Source organism: Mesorhizobium sp. M0074, from assembly GCF_040322975.1.
Taxonomy (GTDB): Bacteria; Pseudomonadota; Alphaproteobacteria; order Rhizobiales; family Rhizobiaceae; genus Mesorhizobium.
Genome location: NZ_JAMYUM010000010.1, coordinates 1 through 16,716, shown reverse-complemented (window position 1 = coordinate 16,716; position 16,716 = coordinate 1). Strand labels below are relative to the sequence as shown.

The following is a 16,716-nucleotide window of genomic DNA, read 5'->3' as shown; positions in this document are numbered from 1 at the left end:
TCGGGACTTGCATATTTGAGTCTCGACGGCTTGGTAAAATTTCCAATGACCGAGCGTTGGGACACAATCATTATTGGTGGCGGCCAGGCGGGGCTCGCCATGAGCTACTATCTTCAACAACATGAACGTGAGCATGTTGTGTTGGAACGCGCTCGTATTGCCGAACGCTGGCGGACGGAGCGTTGGGATTCGCTCCGATTTCAATTCATCAACCAGGCAATAGAGCTTCCTGGGCTTTCTTATCAGGGCCCCGAACCGGAGGGGTTCGCCCATCACACCGCTGTCACGCGATTCATCGAGCACTATGCGGCCAAAATTGCAGCTCCGGTTCGCCAGGGTGTCGAGGTCACGAGGCTCCGGCACAGGGATACCGGCGATTATGCATTGGAGACAAACACCGGCAGCATGAGAGCCCGCAACGTCGTAGTGGCGACGGGCCCGTTCCAGCGTTCGATGGTACCGGCGGCCGCAAGGGATTTGCCTCGATCCGTTTACCAGGTTCACGCCTCGAACTACCGCAGCCCCGACGAACTTCCCCCCGGAGCGGTGCTGGTGGTGGGCAGCGGCGCATCTGGAAGCCAGATAGCCGATGAGCTCCAGCAATCCGGGCGCAATGTCTATCTTTCGGTCAGCCCCCATCGTCGGGTGCCTCGGCGCTATCGCGGCAAGGATGTTTTGTGGTGGTTCGACAAAATGGGACGTTTCGAGATCACCATCGACAGTTTCCCGGAGCAGCGGTATCCCCCCTCGACGGTCGTAACCGGTGTCAACGGCGGTTACGATATGAACGTCCGCCGTTTTGCCCGCGATGGCGGAACGGTGCTGGGACGTGTGCTCGGATGCGCCGATGGAAAACTGTTGGTGGCCGCTGATGCCTTCCAGATATTAGCTGAAGCCGACAAATCCTATGACGATTTTGTTTCCGCTGCGGAGGCGTTGGCAGAGAAACGTGAAGTCTCGGACCATATCAGCGATGGCAATGAACATTCAGTAACCCCAATCCTGGCGGAAGTCGGCGGTGCCCGGTCAATGGATATCAGCAGCGAGAACGTCAGCTCGGTTATCTGGGGGACGGGATACCTCTTCGACTACAACTGGATAGATTTGCCAATTTTCGATTCGCGCGGTGCACCCGTTCAACAGCGTGGCGTGACGGCTTTTCCTGGCCTGTATTTTCTTGGCCTCCATTGGATGCATACCTTTGGCTCCGGCCTTCTCTCATATGTAGGCCGCGACGCCGCCCACATAGCCAGGTGTATGGAAGCCTTGGGGTCGCCTGCGCCGTCAGGCCGGTCGCCGGGCTAGACCGCCGGCACGTCCCAGACTTCGCCCGGCCGCAAGGCGCGAAAACGTTGCCGCGGCAGGCCGGCAGCATCGAGCGCTTCGCCGAGCTTTCTGGGCGGCTCATCGATCGGCTCGTTGGTGAGCCGGAACGTGCCCCAGTGACAGCCGGCGGCATAGGCGGCGTTGCACAAAAGCATGCCTTGCACCGCCTCCTCCGGATCCTGGTGATGTGGCGCCATGAACCAGCGCGGCTCGTAGGCGCCGATCGGCAGGATGGCGAGGCGGAACCCGCCGTGCTTTTGCGCCATCAGCCGGTAATTGATGCCACCGTGGAAGCCGGTATCGCCGGCGAAATAGATCTTTGCGTCGGGTGTCTCGACGACGAAACCCGCCCACAGCGCCATGCGCCGGTCGCGAGTACCGCGGGCCGACCAGTGGTGCACCGGCTCGACATAGACGGCGACGCGATCGCCGATATCGACCCGGTCGCCCCAGTCATGCGCGGAAAGCCGCATACGGGGCACGGCAGCGCCGATGATCGTGTCGTTGCCGAGCGGCGTCAGCAGCAGCGGGTCGTGTCTTGTCTTCAGGCGCTTCAGCGTGGCGAGGTCGAGATGGTCGTAATGGTTGTGGCTGACCAGCACGAGGTCGATCGGCGGCAAATGCGAAAAGGCGATGCCCGGCGGATTGACGCGTTTCGGACCGGCGAAGGAGAGCGGCGAGACACGCCGCGACCAGACCGGGTCGGTCAGGATGTTCAGGCCGGCTGTCTGGACGAGCAGCGAGGAATGACCGACCATGGTGAGGCGCAGCGCAGAACCATCGATGCGCTCGACCGGTCTTGCCGGTGGAAACGGGCTCGGATCCGCCGCCGGCCATTTCGAGCGCTCGCGGCTCAATTGCCATTTCAACAGATCGGCAAAGCGACCCGGCGGCCGTCCGTTGGGATTGAAGAACAAGGTGCCGTCGAAATGATCGCTGGGCGGCCCGCTGTAATAGCGGTTGGCGGCTCTCTTTCTCGCGGCCAAGAAATCGGCTCCCTGCAGTTTGCTGATCCCAAGAGATAATGCCGGAGCCGGCCCGCACAAGCATTTGAGGTGAACGCCAAGGATTTGGCGCCAGCGCGCCGTATCGAATCAACCGGAGGTGTCGGCCAAACGGCCAAGGCGTAACGCAAGTTCAGGCAATGTGCATTTTGCGACAAATTTGCAACATTACCGGCGCAAACCGTATTTTAACCATATCGGGTTGAAATTTCGCCACCTTCTCCATCTTGGTGAGGGGGACATTGCGCGGACGGCATCCCCAGCCCGATCCGACGGAGGTTGAAGAATGAAATTTTCGAAAACCGGCCTGCTGGCCGTATCGCTGGCCGTGCTCGTTGCGAGCGGCTGTTCAACCTCACGGTTCTCATCGATGGACGAGCAGCAGCCGGCGCCGCTGGAAGCTGCGCCCGCCGGCAAGGTGACTGCAAACCAGCTGCCGCCACCGGCGACACCCGGCCCGGCCGACCCGTCGAAATTTCCGACCGCGCCGCAGAACACGCAGGTCGCCTCGCTGCCGCCCGATGGGACGGCGCCGGCCGGTGCGGCCGATCTGACCGCGTCCAGCGTCGCCGGTGTGTGGAAGGCAAGCGTGTCCGGCCAGAGCTGTCAGGTGGCGACGCCGCAGACCAAATTCGGTTCGGGCTACCGCGCCGGACCGCTGCATTGCCCGGCGCCGCTCGATGGCATCAAATCCTGGAACGTCGCCGGCAAACAGCTGACGCTCTTTGACGAGAATGGCGGCACGCTGGCACGGCTCTATTCCTCGGGCGGCGAGAAATTCGACGGCCAGACTTCCAACGGCCTGCCGATCTCGCTTACAAGGTAAGAGAACGGCCCCCATTGTTACGCAATTCCGGACGGAAAACCGTTACACACTTTTCCTGGAATTGCCTCTTTTGTTTTTACGCAATTCCGGACAGAAAACCGCTACACACTTTTCTTGGAATTGCTCCGGAACGACGTGACCAATGCATCTGCGTGACGGCCTCCAGACCCATGCAACCGTCAAGCAGCGCTACGACCATCTGGTCGAGACGGGCGCCATCGGGCGCGATCCGGCGCAGGAGCGGATCGCCGCTGCGCTCGACCGGCTGATCGAAGAGATATCGGCAAAGCGGCTGGCGCAGAAATCAAGCGCGCTGGGGTGGTTGTTCGCCCGCAAGCGCGAGGTGCACGAGGCGGTCAAGGGCCTTTATATCCATGGCGGCGTCGGCCGCGGCAAGACCATGCTGATGGACATGTTCTTCGAGCTGCTGCCGGTGCGGCGCAAGCGCCGGGTACATTTCAACGACTTCATGGCCGACGTGCAGGACCGCATCCAGAAGCACCGGCAGGCTCGCAAGAACGGCACGGCCAAGGAGGACGACCCGATCCCGCCGGTGGCGCGCGCGCTGGCCGAGGAAGCCTGGGTGCTATGCTTCGACGAGTTCTCCGTCACCGACATCGCCGATGCGATGATCCTGTCAAGGTTGTTTTCGGCGTTGTTTGCCAATGGCGTGGTGCTGGTTGCCACTTCCAATGTCGCGCCGCAGGATCTCTACCGCGACGGCCTGAACCGTCAGTTGTTTTTGCCGTTTGTCGCTATCCTGGAGCGCCACGCGCAGGTGCTGGCGCTTGATGCCGATAAGGATTACCGCCTCGACAAGCTCAGCCGCATGCCGGTCTACGTCACCCCGGCCGATGCCGCCGCCGACCATGCGCTCGACGAAGCGTGGGCGGTGATGACGCATGGCAGGCCGACGGCCGAGACGATGCTGACGGTGAAGGGCCGGCACGTCGTAGTGCCGCGTGCTGCCGGCGAGGCGGCGCGTTTTTCCTTCGCCGATCTCTGCGAGAGGCCGCTCGGCGCCCGCGACTATCTTGGCATTGCCAGCCGTTTCTCGACCATCTTCATCGACCATGTGCCGGTGCTCGGCGAAGGCAAGCGCAACGAAGCCAAGCGCTTCATCCTGCTGGTCGATACGCTCTACGATCATCATGTACGGCTGGTGATGAGCGCCGCGGCACCGCCGGCGCAGCTCTATACGGCCAAGCGCGGCAACGAAGTCTTCGAGTTCGAGCGCACCGCATCGCGGCTGATCGAGATGCAGAGCCACGACTGGCTGGAGGACTGGGCGAAGAGGCAGAGGGCGCAGGGATCATCGACGGAGGCACGGCAGGCACAGGCGTGAGGGATAGTACCGAAGGGGGCGCTGCCGCCGGCGCCTATAATCGATAAACATACATGACGAACCCCTCCGCCGGCCCATGCGGCTCTTTTCGCGACTCGTAAAGTGCGCGAGCAGCAACATTGTCCGGCTCGGTGCCGACCCACGCCTCCTCACAGCCATGCTCGCGACCGAGTGCGAACATGGCGCCGAGCATCCTCGTCGCAATGCCCTGGCGTTGAAAGGCCGGCGCCACGCCGACCTCGTCTACGTAGAGTTCGCTCACCTTGTCCGGGTGGCAGTGGATGACGGCTGCGCATTGGCCAACGACGATGCCGTCGGCGAGGGCCACGACCATGAAATGACCGGGCTCCGCGAGATAGGCAGAGAGCCGATCCGGCCTGACCGGCTCGTCGAAGACTTCGCCGGCAACCCGCATCACAAGGGCGTCATCGCCAGGAAACAGCCTTCTGATTTCCAGTGCCATTGTGTAGAATTCCTCTAGTCGGCTTCATAATTTTGACGTTTACGTAATTCCCATTGTTTCTAACCGATTGAAATTATTCACTCCAAAATAATCGTTTGAATTTTTGTGCGGCCGGGGCTATTGCGTGCGGCGAATTTCGCGGTTCCGCAGCATTCCGGCCTCTTCCTCCGACGCCGTCATCAAATCGTCAAGGATTTGGGCGCCGTCATAGTCAAAGGGAAAATATCCTGACATGGCACGCAACAAGATAGCGCTCATCGGCTCGGGCATGATCGGCGGCACCCTCGCCCACATGGTCGGCCTCAAGGATCTCGGCGACGTCGTGCTGTTCGATATCGCCGAAGGCATCCCGCAAGGCAAGGGACTGGACATCGCGCAGTCGTCGCCGGTCGATGGGTTCGACTCGAGGCTGACCGGCGTCAACGACTATGCCGGCATCGAGGGCGCCGATGTCTGCATCGTCACCGCCGGCGTGCCGCGCAAGCCCGGCATGAGCCGCGACGATCTTCTAGGCATCAATCTGAAGGTGATGGAGCAGGTCGGCGCCGGCCTCAAGAAATACGCGCCGAAAGCCTTCGTCATCTGCATCACCAATCCGCTCGACGCCATGGTCTGGGCGCTGCAGAAGTTTTCCGGCCTGCCCAAGAGCCATGTCGTCGGCATGGCCGGCGTGCTCGACAGTTCGCGCTTCCGTTATTTCCTTGCCGAGGAATTCAAGGTCTCGGTCGAGGACGTCACTGCCTTCGTGCTCGGCGGCCACGGCGATTCCATGGTCCCGATGATCCGCTATTCGACGGTTGCCGGCATCCCGCTGCCCGACCTCATCAAGATGGGCTGGACCTCGAGGGAGCGGCTCGACCAGATCGTGCAGCGCACCCGCGACGGCGGCGCCGAGATCGTCGGCCTGCTCAAGACCGGCTCTGCCTTTTATGCGCCGGCAGCTTCGGCCATTGCCATGGCCGAAGCCTATCTCAAGGACAAGAAGCGGGTGCTGCCCTGTGCTGCCTATCTCTCCGGCCAATATGGCGTCAAGAACACCTATGTCGGCGTTCCCGTGGTGATCGGCGCCGGCGGCGTCGAGCGGATCATCGAGATCGAGCTCGCGAAGAACGAGCAGAAGATGTTCGACAATTCGGTCGCGGCGGTGCAGGGCCTGTGCGACGCCTGCGTCAAGATCGCTCCGCATCTCGCGGCCAAGTAAGCCGGTAACCAAGCCCGCCAAGCAAGCTGGAGACATAGCGCATGAACATCCATGAGTATCAGGGCAAGGCGCTGCTGAAAGGCTTTGGCGCACCCGTGGCCGAGGGCGTGCCGGTGTTCAAGGCGAGCGAGGCGGAAGCTGCCGCCAAGGCGCTGCCCGGCCCACTCTATGTGGTCAAGAGCCAGATCCATGCCGGCGGCCGCGGCAAGGGCAAATTCAGGGAGCTCGGCGCCGATGCCAAGGGCGGTGTCAGGCTGGCAAAGTCGGTGGCCGAGGTCGTCGCCAATGCCAATGAGATGCTCGGCCACACGCTGGTCACCAAGCAGACCGGCCCGGCCGGCAAGCAGGTCAACCGGCTCTATATCGAGGACGGCGCCGACATCGAGCGCGAGCTCTATCTGTCGATCCTGGTCGACCGCTCGGTCGGGCGCGTCGCCTTCGTCGTCTCGACCGAGGGCGGCATGGACATCGAGGCGGTCGCCCACGACACGCCGGAAAAGATCATCACCGTAGCCATCGACCCGGAAAAGGGCGTGACGGCCGACGACGTGAAGAAGCTCAACGCGGCGCTGAAGCTCGACGGCGACGCCGCCAAGGATGGCGCCACGCTGTTCCCCATCCTCTACAAGGCCTTTGTCGAGAAGGACATGAGCCTGCTCGAGGTCAACCCGCTGATCGTCATGAGGAGCGGCCGGCTGCGCGTTCTCGACGCCAAAGTGTCGTTCGACAACAATGCGCTGTTTCGCCACCCCGACGTGCTCGAATTGCGCGACACCACCGAAGAGGACGAGAAGGAGATCGAGGCGTCGAAATACGACCTCGCCTATGTCGCGCTCGACGGCAATATCGGCTGCATGGTCAACGGCGCCGGCCTTGCCATGGCAACGATGGACATCATCAAGCTTTACGGCGCCGAGCCGGCCAACTTCCTCGATGTCGGCGGCGGCGCGTCGAAAGAAAAGGTGACGGCGGCGTTCAAGATCATCACCAAGGATCCGGCGGTCAAAGGCATTCTGATCAACATCTTCGGCGGCATCATGAAATGCGACATCATCGCCGAGGGCGTGATCGCCGCGGTCAAGGAGGTCGGCCTGCAAGTGCCGCTAGTGGTGCGGCTGGAAGGCACCAATGCCGAGCTCGGCAAGAAGATCATCAACGACAGCGGGCTGAACGTGGTGTCGGCAGACGATCTCGACGATGCAGCCAAGAAGATCGTCGCGGCGGTGAAGGGCGTCTGATGCAGCGGATGCTGGCCCTAGCGCTGACCGGCATGGCCCTTTGGGCCAGCGCTGCTGCGGCCGCGGATAGTTCGAAGTCGCCCGCCTGGATCGGCAAGAGGGTCAGTCTCTTCATGAACTTATGTCCGGCAACGGCGCCCAGCTTCGGCCGGTTCAACGCGGTTGCCCGGCAAAGCGGGTTCAAGGCCGGATCCGACGGGCTGCAAGTCTACAAGGCTACGGAAATCGTTGCCTCAATCAAGAGTTCGAGTGGTCGCTGCGACTGCCTGGTCTCCTTCGGCACCAACGATCCGAAGCTGGCCGCCAACATGATCCTGAAAAGGCTTCTGACCAAATATGGCAGCAGTTTCCAAGCCGATGATGACCCCAAGTCCCTTGGTGAATTGAGAACGTCTGGCGGCAATTTATCGGTGCAGATCGTGACGATCCGGCGCGCCGGGGGCCGATGGATCGGTGCTGTCGTTCACGGAAACCAAAAATGCCCAGCTTGAAAACAGAACTTCAGGGTCAAGGTCGATAGGCGATGCCTCCGCACAAGATAAACCTCGTCGAGGCGGCGGATCAGAAGATCAAGAAGGTCTTCGATCCGCATATCGCCGGCGACGTGAACGACAGCCAGGTCAAGATCGCCAAGTTCGGCGACGTCTTCGACTGGCACGCGCATGACAATGAGGACGAGGCGTTCCTGGTGCTGCGCGGGCGCATCGCCATCGATTTCCGCGACGGCACGGTGGAGCTTTCCAGCGGCGAGTTCATTGTCGTGCCGCGCGCCGTCGAGCACCGGCCGCGCTCGCTAAGCGAGGAGCCGGTGGTGCTGATGTTCGAGCCGGCAACGACGCTCAACACCGGCAATGCCAAAAGCGACCTTACCGTCGCCGAGCTGAAGCGGTTGTGACCATGAGCGCGCGGCCTTCCCCGATCAACGGTTTTTAAAAAGGACCATCATGTCCATTCTCGTCGACAAGAACACCAAGGTGCTGGTGCAGGGCCTGACCGGCAAGACCGGCACGTTCCACACCGAACAGGCGCTGGCCTATCACGGCACGAAAATGGTCGGCGGCATCCACCCCAAGAAAGGCGGCGAAACCTGGACCGGCGCCAAGGGCGAGGCACTGCCGATCTTCGCCACCGTAGCCGAAGGCAAGGCCAGGACCGGCGCCAATGCCTCCGTCGTCTACGTGCCGCCGGCAGGGGCCGCGGAAGCGATCCTGGAAGCGATCGAGGCCGAGATCCCGCTGATCGTCTGCATCACCGAGGGCATACCGGTGATGGACATGATCAAGGTCAAGGCGAGGCTCGACCGCTCGACGTCGCGGTTGATCGGGCCGAACTGCCCCGGCGTGCTGACCCCCGACGAATGCAAGATCGGCATCATGCCCGGCAACATCTTCCGCAAGGGCTCGGTCGGCGTTGTTTCCCGCTCGGGAACGCTTACCTATGAGGCGGTGTTCCAGACCACCAATGTCGGCCTCGGCCAGACCACCGCCGTCGGCATCGGCGGCGATCCGGTCAAAGGCACGGAGTTCATCGATGTGCTGGAGATGTTCCTCGCCGACGACGAGACCAAGTCGATCATCATGATCGGTGAGATCGGCGGTTCGGCCGAGGAAGATGCCGCGCAGTTCCTCAAGGACGAGGCAAAGCGCGGCCGCAGCAAGCCAATGGCCGGCTTCATCGCCGGGCGCACCGCGCCGGCGGGCCGCACCATGGGCCATGCGGGCGCGGTCATCTCCGGCGGCAAGGGCGGCGCCGAGGACAAGATCGCGGCGATGGAATCGGCCGGCATCAAGGTTTCGCCGTCGCCGGCCCGGCTCGGCACGACGCTGGTCGAGGCGATCAAGGGTTAGGGAATGGTGAATAGTGAATGGTGAATGGGTGAGGAACGGATGAGTGATGGGGCGAGCGAGGGACCTCCCCTTTTTCCCATTCACCAATCACTATTCACCATTCACTTCTGAAAAGGAGACGGGGCAGGCGCTCCGCGGAAAAAAATGGCAAGACAAGATCAGGCCAACGACCAGTTTTCGCTTACCTCTTTCCTCTATGGCGGCAATGCCGATTATATCGACGCGCTCTATGCCGCCTATGAGGACGATCCCGCTTCGGTCGATCCCGAATGGCAGGACTTCTTCGCGGCGCTGAAGGACGACGCCGGCGACGTGCGCAGGAACGCCAAGGGCGCCTCTTGGGCCAAGCCCTCCTGGCCGATGCAGGCCAATGGCGAGCTGGTCTCGGCGCTGGACGGCAATTGGGGCCTGGTCGAAAAGCACATCGAAAAGAAGGTCAAGGACAGGGCCGCCGGCAACGGCGCAGCGCTTTCCGACGCCGACGTGCATCAGGCGACGCGCGATTCCGTCCGCGCCATCATGATGATCCGCGCCTTCCGCATGCGCGGCCACCTGCACGCCAATCTCGATCCGCTTGGCATTGCCAAGCCGCTCGAGGATTATAACGAGCTGTCGCCGGAGAATTACGGCTTCACCGAAGCCGACTACGACCGGCCGATCTTCCTCGACAATGTGCTCGGGCTGGAATTCGGCACCATCCGGCAGATGCTCGATATCCTGACCCGGACCTATTGCTCGACGCTCGGCGTCGAATTCATGCATATTTCCGATCCCGAGGAGAAGGCCTGGATCCAGGCGCGCATCGAGGGCACCGACAAGGAGATCTCCTTCACCGCCGCCGGCAAGAAGGCGATTCTGCAGAAGCTGGTCGAGGCGGAAGGCTTCGAGCAATTCATCGACGTCAAGTACAAGGGCACCAAGCGCTTCGGCCTTGATGGCGGCGAGTCGCTGATCCCGGCGCTGGAGCAGATCATCAAGCGCGGCGGCCAGCTCGGCATGAAGGAGATCGTGCTCGGCATGGCGCATCGCGGCCGGCTGAACGTGCTGTCGCAGGTGATGGCCAAGCCGCACCGCGCCATTTTCCATGAGTTCAAGGGCGGCTCCGCCGCGCCCGACGAGGTCGAAGGCTCGGGCGACGTGAAGTACCATCTCGGTGCCTCGTCGGATCGCGAGTTCGACGGCAACAAGGTGCATCTGTCGCTGACCGCAAATCCTTCGCATCTGGAAATCGTCGACCCGGTGGTGATGGGCAAGTCGCGTGCCAAGCAGGATTATCTGTTCGGCCGCAGCCGCGAGGAGATCGTGCCGCTGGAAGAGCGCGCCAAGGTGCTGCCGCTGCTGTTGCATGGCGACGCGGCCTTTGCCGGCCAGGGCGTGATTGCCGAAATCCTCGGCCTGTCGGGCCTGCGCGGCCACCGCGTCGCCGGCACGCTGCATTTCATCATCAACAACCAGATCGGCTTCACCACCAACCCGCGCTTCTCGCGCTCGTCGCCCTATCCGTCCGACGTGGCCAAGATGATCGAAGCGCCGATCTTCCACGTCAATGGCGACGATCCGGAAGCGGTGGTCCATGCCACCAAGGTGGCGATCGAATTCCGCATGAAGTTCCACAAGCCTGTCGTGGTGGACATGTTCTGCTATCGCCGGTTCGGCCATAATGAGGGCGACGAGCCGGCCTTCACCCAGCCGATTATGTATCGCAAGATCCGCAACCAGAAGACGACCATGCAGATCTATGCCGACCGGCTGATCGCGGAAGGCCACATCACCCAGGCCGAGCTCGAAAAGGTGAAGGCCGATTGGCGGGCGCATCTCGAGCAGGAATTCGAGGTCGGCCAGCACTATAAGCCGAACAAGGCGGATTGGCTGGACGGCGCCTGGTCCGGCCTGCGCTCGGCCGACAACCAGGACGAACAGCGGCGCGGCAAGACCGCGGTGCCGGTCAAGACGCTGAAGGAGATCGGCAAGAAGCTGACCGAGGTGCCGAAGGATTTCGAGGCGCACAAGACGATCATCCGCTTCCTCGACAACCGCCGCCAGGCGATCGAGTCGGGCGAAGGCATCGACTGGTCGACGGCCGAGGCGCTGGCCTTCGGCGCCATCCTGCTCGACGGCAATCCGATCCGGCTGTCCGGCCAGGATTCGGAGCGCGGCACGTTCTCGCAACGCCATTCCGTGCTCTACGACCAGCGCGACGAGACACGCTACATTCCGCTCAACAATCTGTCGGCGGCGCAGGCCGGTTTCGAGGTCATCAACTCGATGCTGTCGGAAGAGGCCGTGCTCGGCTTCGAATATGGCTACTCGCTGGCCGAGCCGAAGGCGCTGACGCTGTGGGAAGCGCAGTTCGGCGACTTCGCCAACGGCGCCCAGGTGGTGTTCGACCAGTTCATCTCGTCGGGCGAGCGCAAATGGCTCAGAATGTCGGGCCTCGTCTGCCTGCTGCCGCACGGCTATGAAGGCCAGGGGCCGGAGCACTCATCGGCCCGGCTCGAGCGCTTCCTGCAGCTTTGCGCCGAAGACAATATGCAGGTCGCCAACGTCACGACGCCGGCCAATTACTTCCACATCTTGCGCCGGCAATTGAAGCGGGACTTCCGCAAGCCGCTGATCCTGATGACGCCGAAGTCGCTGCTGCGCCACAAGCGGGCGGTATCGACGCTGCCGGAGATGTCGGGCGAAAGCGCCTTTCACCGGCTGTTGTGGGACGATGCCCAGCTGCTGTCGGGCCAGGCCATCAAGCTCACCAAGGATTCGAAGATCCGCCGTGTCGTGCTCTGTTCGGGCAAGGTCTATTACGACCTCTACGAGGAGCGCGAGAAGCGCGGCATCAACGACATCTACTTGCTGCGCGTCGAGCAGCTCTATCCGTTCCCGGCCAAGGCGCTGATCACCGAACTGTCGCGCTTCCGCAATGCCGAGATGGTCTGGTGCCAGGAGGAGCCCAAGAACATGGGCGCCTGGTCATTCATCGATCCGTATCTCGAATGGGTGCTGGCGCATATCGACGCCAAGCATCAGCGGGTGCGCTATACCGGCCGGCCGGCCGCCGCCTCGCCGGCGACCGGATTGATGTCGAAGCATCTCGCCCAGCTTGCCGCCTTGCTCGACGACGCGCTTGGTGAATAGAACAGAACCGAAAGAAACGGACAGGCACAATGGCAACCGAAATCCGCGTCCCGACACTTGGTGAATCCGTCACCGAGGCAACCATCGGCAAATGGTTCAAGAAGGTCGGCGACGCGATCGCCGCCGATGAGCCGTTGGTTGAGCTCGAAACCGACAAGGTGACGGTGGAAGTGCCGGCCGCCGCCGCGGGCACGCTCGCCGAGATCGCCGTCAAGGAAGGCGAGACGGTCGGCGTCGGCGCACTGCTCGGCACGATTTCGGCAGGCGCCGGCGCGGCAGCCAATGCCGCCGCTCCGGCAACGAAGCAGGAGGCGGTGTCGCAGGCCTCGGCTCCGACTGCGGCCTCGAGCGTCAAGCAGGCCGCTGCCGAGACGGCCAAGATCGCCGGCGACGCCGGCGCGATCGAGACGCGCACCATGCCGCCGGCGCCGTCGGCGGCAAAGCTGCTGGCCGAGCACAATCTTGCAGTCGACCAGGTGTCGGGCTCGGGCAAGCGCGGCCAGGTGCTGAAAGGCGACGTGCTCGACCTTATCGCCAGGGGCGCACCGTCGCAGCCGGCCGAAATGCCGAAGGCAGCGCCTGTACCGGCACCCGTTGCCGCGCGCGCGCCGTCCCCGGCCGACGATGCGTCGCGCGAGGAGCGCGTGCGCATGACCAAGCTGCGCCAGACCATCGCGCGCCGCCTCAAGGAAGCGCAATCGACCGCCGCCATGCTGACCACCTTCAACGAGGTCGACATGAGCGCGGTGATGGCGCTGAGGGGCAAATACAAGGACGTGTTCGAGAAGAAGCACGGCGTGAAGCTCGGGTTCATGGGCTTCTTCACCAAGGCCGTCACCCATGCGCTGAAGGAGATCCCGTCGGTCAATGCCGAGATCGACGGCACCGACATCATCTTCAAGAACTACGCGCATATCGGCGTTGCCGTCGGTACAGAGAAAGGCCTTGTCGTGCCGGTTGTGCGCAATGCCGACCAGATGTCCATCGCCGAAATCGAGAAGGACATCGGCAGGCTGGGGCTTGCGGCGCGCGACGGCAAGCTCTCCGTCGCCGATATGCAAGGCGGCACGTTCACGATTTCCAACGGTGGCGTTTACGGGTCGCTGATGTCGACGCCGATCCTCAATGCGCCGCAGTCCGGCATTCTGGGTATGCACAAGATCCAGGAGCGGCCGGTGGTGGTCGGCGGCCAGATCGTCATCCGGCCGATGATGTATCTGGCGCTATCCTACGACCACCGCATCGTCGACGGCAAGGAAGCGGTGACCTTCCTGGTGCGGGTCAAGGAAAGCCTGGAGGATCCTGAGCGGCTGGTGCTCGACCTCTAGGGGCGGCCGACGTGAGCCGGAGCATGGATCTGCGCCGCCGGATGAGTTCGTCTCGTTTCCGGTCCGGTTTGTTTGTCACAATCTGCGCACTCGGCGTGCAGACGGTCTCCGCGGCCCTCGCCGCCTGCCCGCTCGAGCTCGCCGTCTATGGCGATCCTGAAAACGCCGCCGAGATCGATTTCAGGCCGACCGGCGAGTCGGCCGCCGTCACCAACAGCTTCAAGATGGTGCTCGACAAGGGCGTCGTGCTCGACGGCATCGTCATGTGGACCGAGGGCGCGGCGCGGCCGCATGGCTCGCTGATGTACAAATGCCCGGCCGGCGACGTCACCGGCGACGAGCTCGCCGCCTGCACCGTGTGGGAGGGCGTCATCTACACTGCCGACGACCAGGGCAATATCGCGTTGCTGCCGGGCGAAGGAAAGGATGCGCCGAAGAAGCTGATCTTGCCTGACTTGGGAGCGTCGTTGCAGATGTCGGCGGCCTATGGCGCCAACGGCTTTTCCAAGGTGCCCTGGGACGTCTTTGCCCTGAAGGGATGTCAGGAATGAGCGCGAGCGGAAAGATCCTGCTGGTGACCGGCGGCAGCCGCGGCATTGGTGCCGCTACATGCAGGCTTGCCGCCAAGGCCGGCTATCGCATTGCGGTCAATTACGCGTCGAATGCAAAAGCCGCCGAAGCGGTGGTCGCCGACATCGAGGCCGCTGGCGGAGAAGCCTTCACAGTCAAGGCCGATGTCGGCAGCGAGACGGACGTATTGGCCATGTTCGAGGCTGTCGATGGCCGTTTCGGTCGGCTCGACGCGCTCGTCAACAATGCCGGCGTGGTCGACCAGAGCGCGTGCGTCGACGAGCTTAGCGCTGCAAGGCTGGAGCGCATGATGCGCATCAATGTGATCGCGCCGATGCTTTGCGCCCGCGAGGCGGTGAAGCGGATGTCGACCAGGCATGGCGGCAAGGGCGGCGCCATCGTCAATGTTTCTTCGATCGCGGCAAGGCTTGGCGGGCCGGGTCAATATGTCGACTACGCCGCCTCCAAGGGCGCGGTCGATTCCTTCACCATCGGGCTTGCCCGCGAAGTGGCCGGCGAAGGCATTCGTGTCAACGCGGTCAGCCCGGGCATCATCGACACCGAAATTCATGCCTCCGGCGGGCAGCCGGATCGCGTCGAGAGAATGCGCAAGGTGGTGCCCATGCAGCGCGTCGGCACCGCCGAGGAAGTCGCGGCCGCAATTCTCTGGCTGCTGTCGGACGAGGCGTCCTACACAACAGGCGCCAATCTGGAAATCGGCGGCGGCCGCTAAAGCAAAAGGGACAGTATCATGGCCTATGACGTCGTTATCATCGGATCGGGACCAGGCGGCTACGTCTGCGCCATCAAGGCGGCGCAGCTCGGTCTGAAGACGGCGGTAGTCGAAAAGAACCCGACCTTCGGCGGTACCTGCCTCAACATCGGCTGCATCCCGTCAAAGGCGCTGCTGCACGCGTCCGAGATGTTTGCCGAGGCCGGCCATTCCTTCGAGGCGCTCGGCGTCGAGATCGGCGCGCCCAAGCTCAATCTTGGGAAGATGATGGCACACAAGGATGCGACGGTGACGGCCAATGTCAATGGCGTCGCCTTCCTGTTCAAGAAGAACAAGATCGACAGTTTTCGTGGCACCGGCAAGGTAGTTGCGGCCGGCAAGGTGTCGGTGACCTCCGATGACGGCAAGGTCGAGGAGATCGAGACCAAGAACATCGTCATCGCCACCGGCTCCGACGTCGCCGGCATTCCCGGCGTCAAGGTCGATTTCGACGAGAAGGTGATCATATCGTCGACCGGCGCGCTGTCGCTGGACAAGGTGCCGGGCCATCTGGTGGTGGTCGGCGGCGGTGTCATCGGTCTGGAACTCGGCTCGGTATGGGCGCGGCTCGGCGCCAAAGTCACCGTGGTCGAGTTCCTTGACACCATCCTGGGCGGCATGGATGGCGAGGTCTCCAAGCAATTCCAGCGCCTGCTGTCGAAGCAGGGCTTTGAATTCAGGCTGGGCGCCAAGGTGACCGGCGTCGCCAAGGCCAAGAAGGGGGCGACGGTCACCTTCGAGCCGGTCAAAGGCGGTGCGGCCGAGACGATCGAGGCGGACGCGGTGCTGATTTCGACGGGACGACGGGCCTATTCGGACGCTCTCGGGCTGAAGGAGACCGGCGTCGACGTCGATGAGCGCGGCCGGGTCAAGACCGACGGCCATCTCAGGACCAACGTGCCTGGCATCTATGCCATCGGCGATGTCATCGCCGGGCCGATGCTTGCACACAAGGCTGAGGACGAGGGCGTGGCGGTGGCCGAAACCATCGCCGGCCAGGCCGGTCATGTGAACTATGACGTGATTCCGAGCGTCGTCTACACCACGCCGGAAATCGCCTCGATCGGCAAGACCGAAGAAGAATTGAAAAAGGCCGGCGTCGACTACAAGGCCGGAAAATTCCCGTTCAGCGCCAATGGCCGCGCGCGCGCCATGCTGCACACCGACGGCTTTGTGAAAATCCTGGCCGACAAGGCCAGCGACCGTGTGCTCGGCGTCCACATCGTCGGCTTCGGCGCCGGCGAGATGATCCACGAGGCGGCCGTGCTGATGGAATTTGGCGGCTCGTCGGAAGACCTAGCCCGCACCTGTCACGCCCATCCGACAATGTCGGAAGCGGTGAAGGAGGCGGCACTGGCGACGTTCTTCAAGCCGATCCATATCTGAGCGGTTGAATCGCAGGCGACGGTGGCGATTGGCGAAAGCGGGGCTGATAGCCAATCTCCCCCCAAGTGGGGGAGATGTCCGGCAGGACAGAGAGGGGCGCGAAGGAGATAGTGTGCTGGAGGTTCTGCAAAAAGTTTTGGAGAGAGAACGGCGCCTGCTCTGAGGGGCGAGCGGCCATGGCACGGTGGTGACATTGCGATCACCGATTCCCGTGGAAGGGGAAGTGCCATGACCAATCGAGACGTTAGACTGAGCAGAGGCGAGTTGAAAGCGTTGCT

Annotated in this window: 15 protein-coding genes; 13 read left to right on the top strand and 2 right to left on the bottom strand. The window is 62.8% G+C overall.

The window, feature by feature from the left end; all coding sequences use genetic code 11:
- Window positions 1-45 precede the first annotated feature (45 nt).
- Window positions 46-1,305, top strand: a complete 1,260-nt coding sequence (locus NKJ73_RS15260) for a flavin-containing monooxygenase (RefSeq protein ID WP_352570017.1) — start codon at window positions 46-48, stop codon at window positions 1,303-1,305.
- Here NKJ73_RS15260 and NKJ73_RS15255 read toward each other — a convergent pair.
- Window positions 1,302-2,312: an MBL fold metallo-hydrolase gene (locus NKJ73_RS15255; RefSeq protein ID WP_352570016.1), complete on the bottom strand. Its 1,011-nt coding sequence runs from the start codon at window positions 2,310-2,312 to the stop codon at window positions 1,302-1,304. The two genes, NKJ73_RS15260 and NKJ73_RS15255, sit on opposite strands and share 4 nt — an antisense overlap.
- Before the next feature lie 304 nt (window positions 2,313-2,616).
- Here NKJ73_RS15255 and NKJ73_RS15250 point away from each other — a divergent pair, with 304 nt between their 5' ends.
- On the top strand, window positions 2,617-3,156 hold the full coding sequence (locus NKJ73_RS15250) for a protease inhibitor Inh/omp19 family protein (protein WP_023679800.1): 540 nt from the start codon (window positions 2,617-2,619) through the stop codon (window positions 3,154-3,156).
- A 142-nt stretch (window positions 3,157-3,298) separates the two neighbouring features.
- The gene (gene zapE, locus NKJ73_RS15245; RefSeq protein ID WP_352570015.1) at window positions 3,299-4,501 is read left to right on the top strand and encodes a cell division protein ZapE; all 1,203 of its coding nucleotides are present in this window, start codon (window positions 3,299-3,301) and stop codon (window positions 4,499-4,501) included.
- A gap of 34 nt (window positions 4,502-4,535) precedes the next feature.
- Here zapE and NKJ73_RS15240 read toward each other — a convergent pair whose 3' ends face one another.
- Window positions 4,536-4,964, bottom strand: coding sequence for a GNAT family N-acetyltransferase (locus NKJ73_RS15240; protein ID WP_352570014.1), 429 nt, complete (start codon window positions 4,962-4,964; stop codon window positions 4,536-4,538).
- A gap of 232 nt (window positions 4,965-5,196) precedes the next feature.
- On the opposite strand from NKJ73_RS15240, the gene mdh reads away from it, so the two are divergent.
- The 10 genes from mdh (at window position 5,197) to lpdA (ending at window position 16,438) form a co-directional block, all read left to right on the top strand.
- Complete coding sequence (gene mdh, locus NKJ73_RS15235; protein WP_023679796.1) at window positions 5,197-6,165, top strand: malate dehydrogenase; 969 nt, start codon at window positions 5,197-5,199, stop codon at window positions 6,163-6,165.
- 41 nt (window positions 6,166-6,206) lie between these two features.
- Window positions 6,207-7,403: an ADP-forming succinate--CoA ligase subunit beta gene (gene sucC, locus NKJ73_RS15230; protein WP_352570013.1), complete on the top strand. Its 1,197-nt coding sequence runs from the start codon at window positions 6,207-6,209 to the stop codon at window positions 7,401-7,403.
- Window positions 7,403-7,894, top strand: a complete 492-nt coding sequence (locus tag NKJ73_RS15225) for a hypothetical protein (protein WP_352570012.1) — start codon at window positions 7,403-7,405, stop codon at window positions 7,892-7,894. Before sucC ends, NKJ73_RS15225 begins: the two co-directional genes overlap by 1 nt.
- A 32-nt stretch (window positions 7,895-7,926) precedes the next feature.
- The gene (locus NKJ73_RS15220; RefSeq protein ID WP_023679793.1) at window positions 7,927-8,298 is read left to right on the top strand and encodes a cupin domain-containing protein; all 372 of its coding nucleotides are present in this window, start codon (window positions 7,927-7,929) and stop codon (window positions 8,296-8,298) included.
- Window positions 8,299-8,347: 49 nt separating this feature from the next.
- Window positions 8,348-9,250, top strand: coding sequence for a succinate--CoA ligase subunit alpha (gene sucD / locus NKJ73_RS15215; RefSeq protein WP_352450172.1), 903 nt, complete (start codon window positions 8,348-8,350; stop codon window positions 9,248-9,250).
- Window positions 9,251-9,394: 144 nt separating this feature from the next.
- Complete coding sequence (locus NKJ73_RS15210) at window positions 9,395-12,382, top strand: 2-oxoglutarate dehydrogenase E1 component (RefSeq protein ID WP_352570011.1); 2,988 nt, start codon at window positions 9,395-9,397, stop codon at window positions 12,380-12,382.
- A gap of 29 nt (window positions 12,383-12,411) precedes the next feature.
- Entirely contained in the window at window positions 12,412-13,710 is a 1,299-nt protein-coding gene (gene odhB / locus NKJ73_RS15205; protein ID WP_352570010.1) for a 2-oxoglutarate dehydrogenase complex dihydrolipoyllysine-residue succinyltransferase, read from the top strand.
- A 41-nt stretch (window positions 13,711-13,751) separates the two neighbouring features.
- The gene (locus NKJ73_RS15200) at window positions 13,752-14,261 is read left to right on the top strand and encodes a hypothetical protein (RefSeq protein WP_352570009.1); all 510 of its coding nucleotides are present in this window, start codon (window positions 13,752-13,754) and stop codon (window positions 14,259-14,261) included.
- Window positions 14,258-15,013, top strand: coding sequence for an SDR family oxidoreductase (locus NKJ73_RS15195; RefSeq protein WP_352570008.1), 756 nt, complete (start codon window positions 14,258-14,260; stop codon window positions 15,011-15,013). Before NKJ73_RS15200 ends, NKJ73_RS15195 begins: the two co-directional genes overlap by 4 nt.
- Before the next feature lie 18 nt (window positions 15,014-15,031).
- Window positions 15,032-16,438 carry a dihydrolipoyl dehydrogenase gene (lpdA, locus tag NKJ73_RS15190; protein WP_352570007.1) on the top strand — a complete coding sequence of 469 codons (1,407 nt, stop codon included), beginning with the start codon at window positions 15,032-15,034 and terminating at the stop codon, window positions 16,436-16,438.
- Window positions 16,439-16,716: the final 278 nt, after the last annotated feature.